A 14461-nucleotide genomic window follows, 5' to 3' on the forward strand; every position below is an offset into this window, starting at 1 on the left:
CGGTGGTCCCATGGGGGAAGCTCGAAGTCAAACACGAGAGAAGCGAGGCAGCTGTGCCGCCACGGAAGAAGCGGTCCCCGGAGGAGATGAAGGACATCCTCTGGCGTGCCGCCGACAAGCTGCGCGGCAGCTTGGACGCCACCGCCTACAAGCACTTCGTGCTGGGCCTGGTCTTCCTGAAGTACGTGTCTGCAGCGATGACCGAGCGGCGGCGGCAGCTGGAGGCCGAACTGCGCGCGGAAGGCGGATGGGAGGAGGCCGGACTGCTCGCGACCCTGGAGGAGCGCCGTGAGTACACGGGTTCCGGCGTCTACTACGTGCCCGCGGCCGCCCGTTGGGAGAGCGTCGTGGACCTGGCACGGGGCACGGGGGGCGGGGCTGGCATCGGCGAGGCGATCGACGCCGCGATGCGCGCGATTGAGGGCTACAACCCGGCCCTCCACGGGACCCTCCCAAAGATCTACGGCGACAGCAGTGTGGACGGGCGGCGCCTGGCCGACCTCGTGGAGCTGCTTGACCGCCTAGTGTTCCAGGAACAGGCTGGCGGGCCCGGCGCTCCGGACGTCGTGGGCGAGGTCTACGAATTCTTCCTAGCCCGGTTTGCCGCCTCCGAGGGACGCAGGGGGGGTGAGTTCTTCACCCCGGCCAGTGTCGCCCGGCTGCTGGTGGAAGTCCTCGGACCCCGGGAGGGCGAGCGGGTGTACGACCCGGCGTGCGGCTCCGGCAGCATGCTCGTCCAGGCGGCGCACTCGGTCAGAACCCACGGCGGCGACTGGCTGAACGTGGCGTTCTACGGCCAGGAGCGGAACGCCACCACCTGGCGGCTGGCCCACATGAACCTGGCCGTCCACGGGATTGAGGCCGGTCTCGGCACCGCGCCGGCCGACGTCTTCCGCGACGACCAGCACCCGGACCTCAAGGCACAGGTTGCTCTGGCCACCCCGCCGTTCAACCTCTCCGACTGGGGCGGCGACTTCCTGGCGATGGACCGGCGCTGGGTCTACGGCACCCCGCCGGTCAACAACGCGAACTACGCGTGGCTCCAGCACACGGCGAGCAAGCTCGCCCCGGGCGGGCGGGCGGGCGTGGTGCTCGCCAACGGGTCGATGAGCAGCAGGCAGTCCGGTGAGGGAGACATCCGCCGGGCGATGCTCGAAGCGGACCTGGTGGCCTGCGTGATCGCGCTACCGGGCCAGCTGTTCCGCACCACCGCCACTCCGGCGTGCGTGTGGCTCCTCGCCGACGGCAAGGGGCGGGGCTCCGGCTGGGCGCGGGAACGCAGCGGCGAGGTGCTGTTCATCGACGCCCGGAAGCTAGGGGCCATGGTGGACCGCACCCTGCGGACGCTGAGCGACGAGGAGATTGTCCGCATCAGCGCCCGGGTCCGTGCCTGGCGCAGCGAGCCCGGCGCTGGCACGTACGAGGACGAGCCGGGCTTCTGCGCGAGCGTGCCCCTGTCCGCCATCGCCGAGCAGGACTTCGTCCTGACCCCAGGCCGGTACGTCGGCACGGCCGAGGCCGCGGCGGACCCGGACGCCGAGCCGCCGGACGCGAGGGTCGCTCGACTGACCGCCCTGCTGCGCGAGCAGTTCGCCGAGTCCGAGCGCCTGGCGAAGGCCGTCGACGCGCAGTTGCGGAGAGTATCGTGACAGCCGTCCGCACACGGCCCCTGAAGAACTTCGCCGTGCCGGAAGGCCTCGTCAGCGGACCGCTCGGCTCCCGCCTCGGAAAGCGGGACTTCGTCCCGGAGGGCGTCCCGGTCGTCCGCGGCCAGAACCTGGCCGGCGGCGGGTACTTCTCGTCGGCCAGTCTCGTCTTCGTCCCGGCCGCCCGCGCGGATGGCGCACTCGCCCACCACCTCGCCGTTCCGGGCGACCTCGTCCTCACCCAGCGCGGTACGCTCGGCCAGGTGGGAATCGTGCCCGCCGGAATCCACGACCGGTACGTCCTGTCACCGGCCCAGGCCCGGATACGGGTGGATCCGGACCGGGCGGACATCAGGTTTCTCTACTACTGCCTCCTAGACCCGGATATGGTTGCGCTGATCCGTTCGCGTGCCGTGACCACGGGGGTTCCGCACGTCACCCCGGACATCCTCGGCAATCTCCCGGTCCCCGCCCGGCCGCTGCCGGAGCAGCGGGCCGTCGCCGATGTCCTCGAGGCACTGGACGACAAGATCGCCGCCAACGAGCGTACGGCCGAAACCTGCCTTGAGCTGGCCGGCGCCTCGTTCGCGGCGGCGCCGACGGGTCCCCCGCAGCGGTTGGGCCAGGTCGCGGAACTGCACGACGGGCCGCACGCCACGCCGGTGAAAACCGCATCCGGCCCGTGGTTCCTCCGCATCAGCAGCCTGGACGCCGGCCGCCTGGACCTGACCGCCTCCGCCCACCTGTCCGAGGAAGACTTCGCTAGCTGGACCCGGCGCGTCCGGCCGCGGGCCGGCGACGTGCTGTTCTCGTACGAGACCCGGCTCGGCCACGCGGCGCTCATGCCGCCCGGTGTCCGCGCGTGCCTGGGCCGCCGGATGGCACTCCTACGGGCGAAGACCCCTACGGCTGGCGGCGCACTGCTCCTCCACGCCTACCTCAGCCCCGAGTTCCAGGACGAGATCGACCGCCGTACCCTCCATGGCGCCACTGTGGACCGGCTTCCGCTGGGGGATATGCCCGGCTGGTCCCTTCCCCTTCCGGCCGAGGGCGAGCGGGCCGGGCTGTCCGCGAGACTGGGCGCCCTGCACGCGAGCGCAGCGCAGGCCGCAGCCGAGAACCGTACCCTAGTGGCACTGCGTGACACTCTGCTCCCCGAGCTGATCTCCGGCCGGCTGCGGGTCGGGGACGCTGCCCGCGCGGTGGGGGAGGTCGGATGAGCGAGCGCGTCGAGGGCATTGCAGGGCCGTCCGAGCAGGGGCTGGAAGAGCACACCCTCGAACTGCTTGGCAGGTACGGCTGGCGGCCGGTCGATGGGGCCGAGCTCGGGCCGTCCTCCGGGGAGCGGCGCGACTGGGGTGACCTGATCCTACGGCCGCGCCTGAGCGAGGCGATCGGGCGGCGCTACCCGCACCTGCCCGAGCGGTCCGTGGACGACGCGGTCGCCCAACTGCTGGAGCGGGGTACCAGAAACGATCTCCACGAGAGCCACCAATTCCACCAGCGGCTGGTCAGCGGCGTCGGCGTCCCGTACCCGGACGCGGCAGGCAGCGGGGAGCGGCACACGGTTGTCCGCCCGATCGACTTCTCCGACCCGTACGCGAACGACCTACTCGCCGCGCGCCGGGTCAAGGTTCGCAGCGCCCAAGACCGCGTTGCCGTCTTCGACATCGTGCTGTACGTCAACGGCCTGCCCCTCGCGGCCGTCGAGCTGAAGCGGGCTAGCGGTCGGGACGGCACCCGCGACGCGTACGACCAGATCCAGAGCTACCGCCGCGATCTGAAAGAGACGGGCACGTTCGCGAACGTCCTGGTGACCCTCGTCTCCGACGGCACAACCGCCCGGATGGGCACCCCGTTCACCACCTGGGACCACATGGCGCCATGGCACGCCGACCCCGACGGTGCGCTGCTGCGCCGGGGGGAGCGGCAGGACGAGCGCGCCTTGGAGCGGATGCTACTTGGCGCCTTCGAACCCGCCCGGCTCCTTGATCTCGTGGCCAACTTCCTGTCTTACTCCGCGCGCCGGACGGGCGCGGTGGACACCGTCACCCTCGCCAGGGCCCACCAGTTCTTCGCCGTCAACGCGGCGGTCCGCGCCACCGAAACCGCCGTCGCGACGGACGGCCGAGCGGGGGTCATCCGGCACGCGCAGGGGGCGGGCCGGAGCCAGGAGATGTTGTTCTACGTGGGCAAGGCCGCGCGGGCGCCCGAACTGCCGCACCCGATGTTCGTCGTCCTCACTGACCGCGTCGACCTCAGCACCCAGCTCTACGCGACCTTCGCAGCCAGTTGCACCCTGCCGACGGCGATCCGCGGCGGCGTCGAATGGGCCCAGGACAGCACGGAACTGCGGCAGTTGCTGCAGCGCGACGCCCACAGCGGTGTCGTCTTCGCGACCGTGCAGAAGTTCCGCCTCACCCACGAGGAACATGACGCGGGCGCCCGCCATCCGCTGGTGTCCGCACGCCGCGACATCATCGTCGTGGTCGACGAAGCCCACCGCGGACAGAGCGCCCAGCACGCCCTCAACCTGCGCGAGGCACTGCCGAACGCCACCTTCATCGCGTTCACCAGCACTCTGGCGGACGGCCGAAACAGCCGCACGCACGCCGTGTTCGGCAACACCATCCACACCTACGATCCGGCCCAGGCGGTGGACGACGGAACGGCCGTGCCCGTCTTCTACGAGTCGCGCCCGATTCGGACGCCACCCGAGGACGTGGACTTCGACGTCGACTTCGTTCCCGACTCTGCTGACCTGGCCACTTCCCCCGCGCGGACCGAGGCGGTTGCCCGGGACATCCTCACGCACTGGGACATGCGGCGCACCGAGATGGCCAAGCTCACCGGCTGGCCCGGCAAGGGCATGGTGGTGACCTCGTCACGGCTTGCGGCGGCGCGGCTGTTCGATACCCTCGCGTGGCTGCGGCCGGAGTGGGCCAGCGACCGGGACCCCCGGACGGGGCTGCTGACCGACACCGGCGGGCGGATCCAGGCGGCCGTCACGGGCCACAACAGGGACTCCGCCGAGATCGCGGGCCACGTCCACACCCCGGAAGGGCTGAGGACGATCCAGCGGCGGATCGTGGATCCCGACGACGAACTGGAACTGGTCATTGTCTGTTCGCTGTGGCTGACTGGCTTCGACGCCCCGCCGCTGCACACCCTCTACCTGGATCAGCGTATGCGCGGTCCCGCGCTGCTAGAGGCCGTCACCCTGTTGAACCGCACGTGGGACGGCAAACCGTCCGGCCTGGTCGTGGACTACCAGGGCGTAGGTCGGCAACTCGACGAGGCGCTGGTCGATACCACTCGGCAGGACGGGGACGGCGGCGCACCCGTCACGGACGTCGCGCACGCGGTGGTCGCCGTACGGGACACCCACCGGCGGCTGCTGGACGTCCTGGCCGGCTGCCCGTGGCGGGAGATTCGCGACAGCAGCGGCCCGGACACGTACCGAGAGGCTGTGACGGCGGTATTGGACCACCTCGCCGCTCCCGAGCCCGGCGCGCGGCCGGGAACGGCCCGGCGCGGCGACCGGTTCACGCGGCACGTGAACCTCTTGAGCAGCGCGTTCTCGCTCTGCCCGACGGACGCCGAGGTGCGTGATCTGCGCGCGGACGTCCGCTTCTTCGAGGCCGTGCGGACCGCGCAGGAGAAGCTGCACGCGTCCGCCGACGACACCGGCAGCCCGGCCGACCTGCACTATGCCGCCGGCCTAGCCGAAGCGGACCTCTCCAGCCCGGACGACGCCCTGCTGGACCGGCTCCGGGCGAGCCACCGCCCGCACCTCGCCGTTGAGGCGCTGCGCCGCACGCTGGTCAGGGACATCCGGCAGGCGCACCCGGATAATGTCGTTCGCCAGGAGGCCCTCACCGAGAGGACGCGGCAGGCCGTGGACCGCTACGCCAACGGTCTGATGACAGCCACCGAGGTCATGGCGTCCCTGGTCGCCCTGACCCACGAGGTGTCCGACGATCGTACGCGGGCGCAGCGGCTGGAGCTGACCGAGGACGAACTCGCCATCTACGACGCGCTCGTGGTCGACCCGCTCGTGACCGACATGATGGGGACAGCAGTCCTGGCCCGGCTCGCGCGCGAGCTGTGCGGCCAGGTCAGGAGTGTCGCCACGGTCGACTGGCGGCTGAAGGGCCAGGCCAGGGACCGCGTCGTGGCCCGTGTGCTGCGGCTGCTGCGCAGGCACGTCTACCCGCCCAACCAGCTCCAGGCGGCTGTCGAACGGGTGCTAAGGCAGGTCGAGGCCGACGAGTGGACGTGACGCGCCGCTCAGGCCGGTTGAGGACCCGCCAGGCCGCGTGCCATCAGTTCCACCAGAAATGCCAGACGTGGCGATCCAGGACCGCCTTGGCCGCGTAGGTGCGGAGGGTTCGTAGTGGCCTTGGACAAATCCGCATCCGGCTAGGACACCCACATGACCTGCGAGAAGGCACTCAGCCCCCCTCGCGTCGGCATGCACATCGTCGGATGCAACGGTGTCGCCAAGGCACACTGAACCAAGGCGTCTGACCGGGTCGAACCATGCCTCATCGTGGTTGCAGTTCTGGTTGCGTTCACCCCCGTCCGGTGCCGTCCGCAGCGCTCCCGCCTCGCCTCTCCACCGCAGGTCAGAACACCCCCGCACACCCCCGACTCCCCGGACGAACAGTTGGAAAGCGTGTTGGGGGCAACCCCTCACGAGTTCGAATCTCGTATCCTCCGCCAGTGCCTCACCGGGCACTACGTCGAAGGGCCCCACCGCTTGCGGTGGGGCCCTTCGCGGTTCTCAGCCCCCGTTGCCCTCGTCCTCGTTTTTGTCCGCGGAGGGTTTTCCCGGCGGTCCGGACGGTGGCTTCGGCGAGCTTTCGCTCGAACCGGGGCGCAGACGGTTCCGGCGCAGCTTCAGGTGCTCGCGTCCAAGTCGACGTCAGTCCAACGCAGAGCGAACGTCTCGCCGTGCCGCAGACCGAGCGTCAGCGCCGACATCCAACGGGCGCTATCCCGCGAAGGAGAAGCCCCAGGAAGAACGCGCAGCCTGACGCGTCTCACCAGAGCTGACAGGCTCCGGACCGGACGGAGGCCCAGTGGTGCCAGGAGAAGCGAGAGACGCGCTGGAACGCCACACCGGTCGGCACCTGATCGAGCCCCGCTACGAGCCCCTCTACACGGCTACGAGGCGCACCCTGTCGCCGCACAGTTTCGTCATGTCGTCGATGTCCGAGGTGAGCATGGCGACCGGGCGGCGCTGACGCAGGGCCATCTCGGCCACGGCGGCGTCGATGGCGTACTTGTGGCCGTGCAGTCCAGCGTTGCTCAGCATGGCGGAGGCGGCCTTGGCCTCCTCTTCGCCGATGTGCACGATCCGCACGCCGGACAGGACCCAGGCGAGCCGCGCCTTGTCGGTCCGGCGATGCACCGCTTCGATGATGGTGAGTGCGCTGATGACCACCTCCATGCCCCGCTTGCGGGCTTCGGCGATGAGGGCGACGACGGGCTCGTGATCGCTGACGAACATCGCCAGGCCCTCACAGTCGAGAACGAGGGTGCCTTCGTGGCTCAGCTTGCGGCGGGCCACTGCCCCTCCTCGGCGAACACCTCGTCGAAGACCCGGCGTGCCCGCTCCTGCTCGTGCTCGGAGATCGGCCCCTGGCGGCGTTCGTAGTCAGCCAGGTACTCATCCAAGATCTGCCCGCGCAGTTCGCGCTCCACCGCTTCGGTGATGAACGCGGAGAACTCGCGCTTGCCGACCCGTCGGCGGATCGCTTCCGCCGTCCCCTCAGGGAGGGAGAGGCTCACCCTGGTAGCAGGCCCTTCGCCGACGCTGTAGGGAATCTCGCTCATGGGACCGACATTATCAAACAAGTAGGAATTGAGACCGCCCGCCCGTCACCTCGTGGTCTCGGTTCCGGTCTCATTCACCCACGCTCAGCCGCGTCGGGGCGCCACTGAACGGTCCGCTCCATAGCTGGTCACGACACCCGCGACCGCCTCCGGGCTCCCGGGCGAACATTTGGCCTTCGATGCGCCTGGTGATGTTCCGCATCTCGCCCGCGCCCCATGGGCCCGCGCAGCTGCCCTCCCCGCCCCCGAAGGCGCAATCGGGCGAGACGGGATGACGCGGCGGTCGCCGGCCGCCAGGTCACCGCACAACTCGCGGCATTCGCACGGGGTCACCACGTCCACACGGAAGCGGGACTCTGTCGGAGTGGGATGCCCGCGCCCCCCGGCATGCGTCATTCTGGTGTCCTCAGTAGAGCCGGTGGCCGTCGGTCGGTTCCGGCCCGGTAGCGGATGTCGTCGTTCTCGTGAGGTGTTCCCATCAGTAAGCCCAGCGGATCGTCCCTGACCGCGTGGCTCAGCGGCCTGGAAGCCGCCCGGTTGGAGCGGGTGCTCGCCGAGCGTGCGGATGGGGTGGCGCCGCCGGAGCCGGAGTCTCTGGGGGAGTTGGCGGACCGGTTGCAGCGGCCGGCGTCGGTGGGGCGGGTGGTGACCGGGCTCGCGCGGCCGCATTTGCAGGTGGCCGAGGCGTTGGCGGCGATGGGGCCGGTTTCGCGTGCTGCGCTGGGGGAGCTGCTGGGGGCGGACGGGGCGGAGGGGGTTCACGCGCTGGACGAGGCCCTTGGGGCGCTGGCCGATCGCGCGCTGGTCTGGCCGGGCAGGGACGGGCTGCTGTGCATGGCCGGGCCGTTGCGGCAGGCGTGGCGTTCGCCGCTGGGGCTCGACGCGCCGTTCGCCGAGATGCTGGCGGACACCGTCTCCGAGGAACTGCGCCGCATGCTCGTGGCCCTGGGCGCCCCGTCGCCCGGCAATACCCGGCAGCAGCGGCTGGCGGCCCTCGTGGAGCACCACAGCGATCCGGCGCGGGTCCTCTCGCTAGTGGCGCGGGCGCCCGCGGCCACCCGGAAGCTGCTTGAGCGGCTGGCCGGTCATAGCGGTGAACAAGACGCTTCCACGGTCGCGTTCGGCATCATCGGAGGCTCCACTGCCGGCTCCGGGCCGCCGGGTGCCCAATGGGCGCTGGAGCGGGGGCTGCTGGTACAGGACCGGTACGGGTACACGCCCGCTCGCATGCCCGTCGAGGTGACCCTCGCGCTGCGCGGACCCGATTGGCACGCCCCGTTCAACCCCCTGCCGCCAAAGGTGAGTTCGGCGCCCGTCACCTCGGCGGAAGTGGAGCGGGAAGCGGCCGCCGCGGCCACGGCGTTCGCCGCCCATGCCGCGTCGGTCCTGGCGGTGTGTTCCGCCTCACCGCCCGCCCTGTTGAAGTCAGGCGGGGTCGGGGCGCGTGAGCTGGCGCGGGTCGGCAAGGCGGCACGGTGCGAGGAGGTCCTCGTACGCCTCGTGCTGGAGGCGGCGTACGAGGCCGGGCTGCTGGCCCGGGACGGCCGCCGGGTCGCGGTGACGGAAGGCTACGACGCCTGGGCGGAACGGGAGCCGGCGGAGCGGTTCGCGGCGCTCCTCACGGCGTGGCGGACGCTGCCGCTCACCCCGACCCGGGCCCGCGGCGGAGACGGCAAGGCGCTGCCCGCGCTCGCCGGAACACCGCCCTGCGACGGCTGCGTACAGGCCCGGGACGGGCTCCTCACCGCCGCGGCGCGCCTTCCGGCGGGGCAGGGGGTGAAGAGCGCCGCGGAATTGGGGACGCAGGTCGACTGGTACCGCCCGTTCGCCGAACAACTCGCCCAGGACCCGGCGCCGTTCGCAACAGCGGCGCGCGAAGCCGAACTGCTCGGCGTCATCGCCCGCGGCGCCCTGTCCCCCCTCGGTGCCGCCGCGCGGGCCCACGACGCCGAAGCCCTGACCGCGGCCTGCCGGCACCTGCTGCCGGCGGCCACCAAGGCGGCCCGCTTCGGCGCCGACCTGACCGCCGTCGTCACCGGCACGCCGTCCGCCAGGCTCGCCGCGCTCCTGGACGCCGTCGCGGACAGGGAGGCCGGGGGCACCGCGTCGGTGTGGCGGTTCGGGCCGGGCACCGTCCGCCGCGCCCTGGACTCCGGCCGTACGCCCGACGCGATCACGGCCGACCTGGCCGCCGTCGCCGTCGGCGCGCTCCCGCAGCCGCTGTCGTATCTGATCCACGACACCGCGCGCCGCCACGGCCGTATGCGCGTCACCTCCGCGCCCTGCGTGATCCACGGCCAGGAACCCGCCCTCCTCGCCGAACTCGCCGCCCACCGGCAGCTCGTCCCCCTCGGCCTGCGGCAGCTGGCGCCGACGGTTCTGATCAGCTGGACCCCGCTCGACGAGACCCTCGCCGCGCTCCGGACCGCGGGGTACGCCCCGGTGGCCGAGGCCGCCGACGGGACCGTACGTATCGAAGAGGAGCGGCGGCACCGCGCCGCCGCCCCGGTGCCGCGCCCACGGCAGTCCGGCGGCAGGTCGGGGAAGCGGAGCGCGAGCGCCCGTAAGAAGAGGTCCCAGGCCGGAGCCGTCGACGTGAGCGCGCTGGCCGCCAAGCTGCGGGCCGCCCCGCCCGTCGCGCCGGAGCCCGATCCGGACAACGGAATCCCCTTCCGCACCGACATCGAGGAGATCACCGCCGCCTACGCGCGCCTGCTGTCCCTCTCCGACGTCCGCCAACTGGCCCACGCCATCTTCGAGGGCCGAGCCATCACCATCGAATATGTCGACTCCTCGGGCAACGGCACCGTGCGCACCCTCAGCGAACTCGACCTCGACGGGCCCTATCTGTACGCCTGGTGCCACCTGCGCGACGACGACCGCGTCTTCGCCCTCGCCCGCATTCACGGCGTCATGCCCGCCTGAAGAGATCGCCGGCCCCGTCCGGACCCCCACCGCCCGCCGCTGGGCGCGGCGGGCGGGTGGTTGTAGGCGAGGCGCCGCGTACGGGCCGTTACGGCCGCGTCATCCGGACCTCCGACAGTTCCAGCAGCCCGCCGAGTTCGAACTTGGCGCTGGTCTGGTCCGGGCTCACCACCAGGCCGTCCCGGCGTACGAGGTCCAGGAGGCGCTCGGCCAGCGGGAGGACCATGTGGCGGGCCCAGCAGCGTTCGCTCACGGGGCCGAAGGGGAGGTATCCGGGGTGGTTGTCGCCGTCGAGTTCGTCCCAGCGTTCGGGGATGAACTCTTCCGCGTCGTCCCAGAGCCTGGGGTCGCGGTGGCTCAGCAAGGGGAAGAGAAGCAGGTCGTCCTTCGGCCCGATGCGTTCATCCAGGGCCAGGAATTCCGGGGACGCCACCCGCAGAATGTTCCACGACGGGGGAAGCAACCGGAGGGCCTCCAGGAGGATGTTCCGATTCGAGACGCCTTCGCGGAACGGGGCCCCGAGCCAGAGGGCGCTGGTGACGAGCGCCGACACCGTGAAGCAGATCGGCGCGCCCATTCGCCGGTAGAGGAACATGGCATGGCGCCGGTCGCGGTAGTTCTCGGAATCGAGTACGAGGGAGGCGAGCTTGGACAGCGGTTCGCCGCCCTTCGGCTTGCCCAGCATTGCGGCGCCGGAGGCCACGGCCGCCCAGGTCAATTTCGGGGTCAGCTCCAGCCTGCGGTCCACCAGAACGCGGAAGCGCAGGTACTCGTTCCTGAATAGCAGGTCCCGGAGATAAACGTGTCCCACGTGCGGCCAGGAGCCGGTCAGGTCGACCGGTTCGGCTTCGGGGAGTTGCATCGCCGCCCGTACGTCGGCGCCCAGCGCCTGCATGAAGGCGGAGGCTTCGGCGCGGGTGACCGACCTTCCCTGCACGGGTTTGAAGGTGGGGCGCTCGTGCTCGTTGGCCGGCCGGCCGCTCAGCACGGCGTCCATCAGGCCGGGGTCGGCTATGCCGATGGTGTCCGGCTCCAGGCGGAATAGCGACGCACCGCTATAGCGGCTGAGCAGTTCTTGGACTCTCGGCGCGAACTCTACGACCCGAGTGCTCCCGCCGGTGCGATGCATTGGCATGGGTGAACTCCGTTACTGGGCTGCCCGGGCCGACCAGGGCCACTGGTCGGCCCGGGGCCGGTGAGAAACTACCTTATTAGAGCCACTGGTACCAGGAGTACGCCTTCAGGCTCTTCTCCGAACGGAACTTGTTGACCAGGTGCACGAGCTTCATAAATTCCTCCATTCACATGTACCAGCTGACAGACCGACTCGGCGAACAGCTGTAATCCGAAAGGAGCGGAACCTCTCGAAATGCATTCTGGCCGCCGCGGATGAGTGAAGACCCGGGCGTTAAAAGTGTCAAGTGACTCACATCACAGCGGCGAATTCACCTATTCACGTTTTGGGGTGGCTGCACATTCACATCACGGCAAATCGCTCAGAAATCATCCATCCCTGACCATATGGGAATGAAAGGCAATCCGTTTGAGGGTTTTTGTCATAGTTCACCCCGGCAAATCTGGCATGGCCATGATCCGCCGCCAGCCCGCTGAAGCGGAAGTTACCTTCCGGTCCGCGACTGTCGCCCCTACGACCACTGGCCAATGTTTTACGCACCGCTCCGGGAACCGCTCCGGGCGCCGCTCCGGGCACCGCCCCCGAACCCCGCTCCCGGATGGTGCCCCAGCACCCCTCCGCCCCGACCCCACCCCCGCCTATGATCGACCGCCATGGACTGGCTGGAGCGCACCGCGAACCTGAGGCAGTGGACGGGAAACGGCGTACGGGCGCCCCACAAACCGCTGTTGCTGCTCTACGCACTGGGCCGGTTCCAGGAAAACGCCGACGGCGAGCTGCGCTACAGCGCGGTGGAGGAGGACCTCAAGCAGCTCCTGGCCGAGTACGGCCCCGCCAACAGGACCACGCCCGCATACCCGTTCCACCACCTCATCAGCGACGGGGTGTGGGAGGTGCGCACGGACCGCGGCCCCGGCAGCCCCGGCACCGGCGTGCTGGAGCTGCGCGCGACGGGCGCGGCCGGGCGGCTCGCACCGGAGCTGCGTACGGCCCTGCGGCGCGAGCCCTCGCTGCTCGGCCGGATGGCCCGGGTCCTGCTCGACCTGCACTTCCCGCCCTCCCTGCACCCGGACCTGTGCGACGCGGTGGGCCTGGAGCTGGCAGCCGCGGAGACGGACCCGCTGGTGGCCGGGGTGCGGCAGCGGCGGGACCCGCGCATGCGGGACATGGTGCTGACCGCCTACGAGTACCAGTGCGCCTTCTGCGGCTACGACGGGCGGCTCGGCGCGAGGCCGGTCGGGCTGGAGGCCGCGCACGTACGCTGGTGGGCCTTCGACGGCCCGGACGTGGTCGACAACGGGCTGTGCCTGTGCGCGCTGCACCACAAGCTGTTCGACAAGGGCGTCCTCGGCGTGGGCGACGGCCACGTCGTCATGGTCTCCCAGCACTTCGTCGGGCAGAGTGTGGCCGCCCGCGACCACGTGACCGCGCTCGCCGGCCGCCCACTCATCGGCCCGCAGCCGGGCGCCGCGCCCGTCGCGGCGAACCACCGCGCCTGGCACACCCGCCAGGTCTTCCACGGGACCCCGCGCCCGGCCGCCACGGCCGCCACGCGCTGACGCCGGAGCCGGGCGCGCGTACGTACCCGCGCCGGCCCCGGGGCCAGAGCGCGTAGGCTCCGGGGCCAGAGCACGTACGTACACCCGCGCCGGTCCCAAGGCGCGTACGTAACGACGCCGGGCGCCAGCCGCGTACGTACTCACCGCATGCCGTCGGGTACGTACGCACTCCCCACCCCCTCATCAGCCGCAGCTTCAACACGCGTTGAGGCACCAAGCCCGGCACCGCCGCTCGAACTCGACCTCCTCGCCGAGCAGTTCCAGGCGCTGCCGCCCGTACACCCGCGTCACTCGCGGCATCCGGAACGAGGCCGTGTGCGGCGGCGGTTCCGGGGTGAGCACGGACTGCGCGGCCAGCCCGCCGAAGGCCGTCACGAGGGGGCCTGCGGCGAGCCATTCGTCCGAGCACACCGCGAGGGCGTCCCGCAGCGTGAAGGGGTCGGTGAAGACGCTGCACCGCGCCCAGAGCAGCCGTTCGTCCGGCGTGCACAGCCGATGGCTCCAGCTCAGGGAGGCGCGCAGGGTGCGCTGGCGGCTGGGCAGGACGGTCACGGGCGAGGTCAGGTCCAGGACATGCCGGAGCCGGGAGACGAAGGGGAGCAGTTCGTCGGGCGTGCGGTGCGCGAGTCCGCCCGCCGCGAGCTGTACGGCCAGCGGCAGGCCGTCGAGCGAGATGCAGATCCTGCGGGCCAGTTCGCTCTCCGGCGTGACGTCGGCGCCGAACCGCAGCGCCGTCTTCGAGAACAGCGTGGCGGCGGCTTCCGGGCCGAGCGGGCGCAGCGGGTAGCTGGCCGGCGTCCCCAGCGGCACCCTGCTGGTGACCAGGACATGCATACCGGCGCACACGTCGACCAGCCGTGCCAGCACGTCGGCGCACTCCTCGGCCAGGTGCTCGCAGGTGTCCACGACCAGCAGCGTCGGGCGGCGCCCCACCGTCTCGGCCAGCCGGGGCCGGCCCCCGAGCCGCAGCGCGCAGGCCATCCAGTGGGACACCTGGCCGGGGTTCTCCAGCCCGGCCAGGTCGGTGGCGGCCACCGCCGCCCAGGGGCCGGGGAGCATCCGCCGCATCACATCCGCCGCCAGCGCGCTCTTCCCCACGCCGCCGGGGCCGACCACGGCGACCAGCCGGTGTTCTCTCAGCAGCCGTTCGACTTCGATCGCCTCGGCATCACGGCCGACCAGTGCGGCGGACCGGCCGTCCAGCGGCTCCGGCATGTTCCCTACCTCCACGGTGCGTGTACTCGGAAGGCGGTCAGCTTGACCGGGACGGCCCGGCGGGGCATCGGTGAACGGCCCGTATCCGTATACCTAGGTCGGGTGGGCGCAGGTCAGGACCGTAGCGGGAGTGGGCATGC

General features: G+C 71.1%; 10 protein-coding genes. 5 read left to right on the forward strand and 5 right to left on the reverse strand.

The window, feature by feature from the left end; genetic code table 11:
• Positions 1-53 precede the first annotated feature (53 nt).
• Genes AC07AB_RS01000 through AC07AB_RS01010 form a run of 3 tightly spaced genes read left to right on the forward strand, consistent with a single transcriptional unit; the run spans position 54 to position 5928 of the window.
• The gene (locus AC07AB_RS01000; RefSeq protein WP_478557967.1) at positions 54-1649 is read left to right on the forward strand and encodes a type I restriction-modification system subunit M; all 1596 of its coding nucleotides are present in this window, start codon (positions 54-56) and stop codon (positions 1647-1649) included.
• Entirely contained in the window at positions 1646-2866 is a 1221-nt protein-coding gene (locus tag AC07AB_RS01005; protein WP_478557970.1) for a restriction endonuclease subunit S, read from the forward strand. The genes AC07AB_RS01000 and AC07AB_RS01005 overlap by 4 nt, the downstream gene beginning before the upstream one ends.
• The gene (locus tag AC07AB_RS01010) at positions 2863-5928 is read left to right on the forward strand and encodes a type I restriction endonuclease subunit R (RefSeq protein WP_478557973.1); all 3066 of its coding nucleotides are present in this window, start codon (positions 2863-2865) and stop codon (positions 5926-5928) included. Before AC07AB_RS01005 ends, AC07AB_RS01010 begins: the two co-directional genes overlap by 4 nt.
• 879 nt (positions 5929-6807) lie before the next feature.
• On the opposite strand, the gene AC07AB_RS01015 is transcribed toward AC07AB_RS01010, so the two are convergent.
• Both AC07AB_RS01015 and AC07AB_RS01020 read right to left on the reverse strand, forming a co-directional pair.
• The gene (locus AC07AB_RS01015; protein ID WP_478557976.1) at positions 6808-7221 is read right to left on the reverse strand and encodes a DNA-binding protein; all 414 of its coding nucleotides are present in this window, start codon (positions 7219-7221) and stop codon (positions 6808-6810) included.
• A complete protein-coding gene (locus AC07AB_RS01020) occupies positions 7203-7487 on the reverse strand; it encodes a hypothetical protein (protein WP_030973973.1) in 285 nt (94 codons plus the stop codon). The genes AC07AB_RS01015 and AC07AB_RS01020 overlap by 19 nt, the downstream gene beginning before the upstream one ends.
• A gap of 546 nt (positions 7488-8033) precedes the next feature.
• Here AC07AB_RS01020 and AC07AB_RS01025 point away from each other — a divergent pair.
• Positions 8034-10412, forward strand: coding sequence for a helicase C-terminal domain-containing protein (locus tag AC07AB_RS01025; protein WP_478559669.1), 2379 nt, complete (start codon positions 8034-8036; stop codon positions 10410-10412).
• An 88-nt stretch (positions 10413-10500) separates the two neighbouring features.
• Here AC07AB_RS01025 and AC07AB_RS01030 read toward each other — a convergent pair whose 3' ends face one another.
• Together AC07AB_RS01030 and AC07AB_RS01035 are read right to left on the reverse strand one after the other, a co-directional pair.
• A complete protein-coding gene (locus AC07AB_RS01030) occupies positions 10501-11547 on the reverse strand; it encodes a cytochrome P450 (protein ID WP_478557979.1) in 1047 nt (348 codons plus the stop codon).
• A gap of 76 nt (positions 11548-11623) precedes the next feature.
• The gene (locus tag AC07AB_RS01035) at positions 11624-11713 is read right to left on the reverse strand and encodes a tryptorubin family RiPP precursor (protein ID WP_245661656.1); all 90 of its coding nucleotides are present in this window, start codon (positions 11711-11713) and stop codon (positions 11624-11626) included.
• A gap of 487 nt (positions 11714-12200) precedes the next feature.
• Here AC07AB_RS01035 and AC07AB_RS01040 point away from each other — a divergent pair, with 487 nt between their 5' ends.
• Positions 12201-13106, forward strand: coding sequence for a phosphorothioated DNA-binding restriction endonuclease (locus AC07AB_RS01040; protein ID WP_478557982.1), 906 nt, complete (start codon positions 12201-12203; stop codon positions 13104-13106).
• A gap of 195 nt (positions 13107-13301) precedes the next feature.
• Here AC07AB_RS01040 and AC07AB_RS01045 read toward each other — a convergent pair whose 3' ends face one another.
• The gene (locus tag AC07AB_RS01045; protein WP_478557985.1) at positions 13302-14321 is read right to left on the reverse strand and encodes a hypothetical protein; all 1020 of its coding nucleotides are present in this window, start codon (positions 14319-14321) and stop codon (positions 13302-13304) included.
• Between the last annotated feature and the right edge of the window lie 140 nt (positions 14322-14461).

It is taken from the genome of Streptomyces sp. NPDC044033, from assembly GCF_056434425.1.

Coding starts and splice junctions, on each gene's coding strand:
- AC07AB_RS01020 (WP_030973973.1), bottom strand. CDS start 7,487: ATGAGCGAGATTCCCTACAGCGTCGGCGAAGGGCCTGCTACCAGGGTG.
- AC07AB_RS01045 (WP_478557985.1), bottom strand. CDS start 14,321: ATGCCGGAGCCGCTGGACGGCCGGTCCGCCGCACTGGTCGGCCGTGAT.
- AC07AB_RS01010 (WP_478557973.1), top strand. CDS start 2,863: ATGAGCGAGCGCGTCGAGGGCATTGCAGGGCCGTCCGAGCAGGGGCTG.
- AC07AB_RS01030 (WP_478557979.1), bottom strand. CDS start 11,547: ATGCCAATGCATCGCACCGGCGGGAGCACTCGGGTCGTAGAGTTCGCG.
- AC07AB_RS01040 (WP_478557982.1), top strand. CDS start 12,201: ATGGACTGGCTGGAGCGCACCGCGAACCTGAGGCAGTGGACGGGAAAC.
- AC07AB_RS01035 (WP_245661656.1), bottom strand. CDS start 11,713: ATGGAGGAATTTATGAAGCTCGTGCACCTGGTCAACAAGTTCCGTTCG.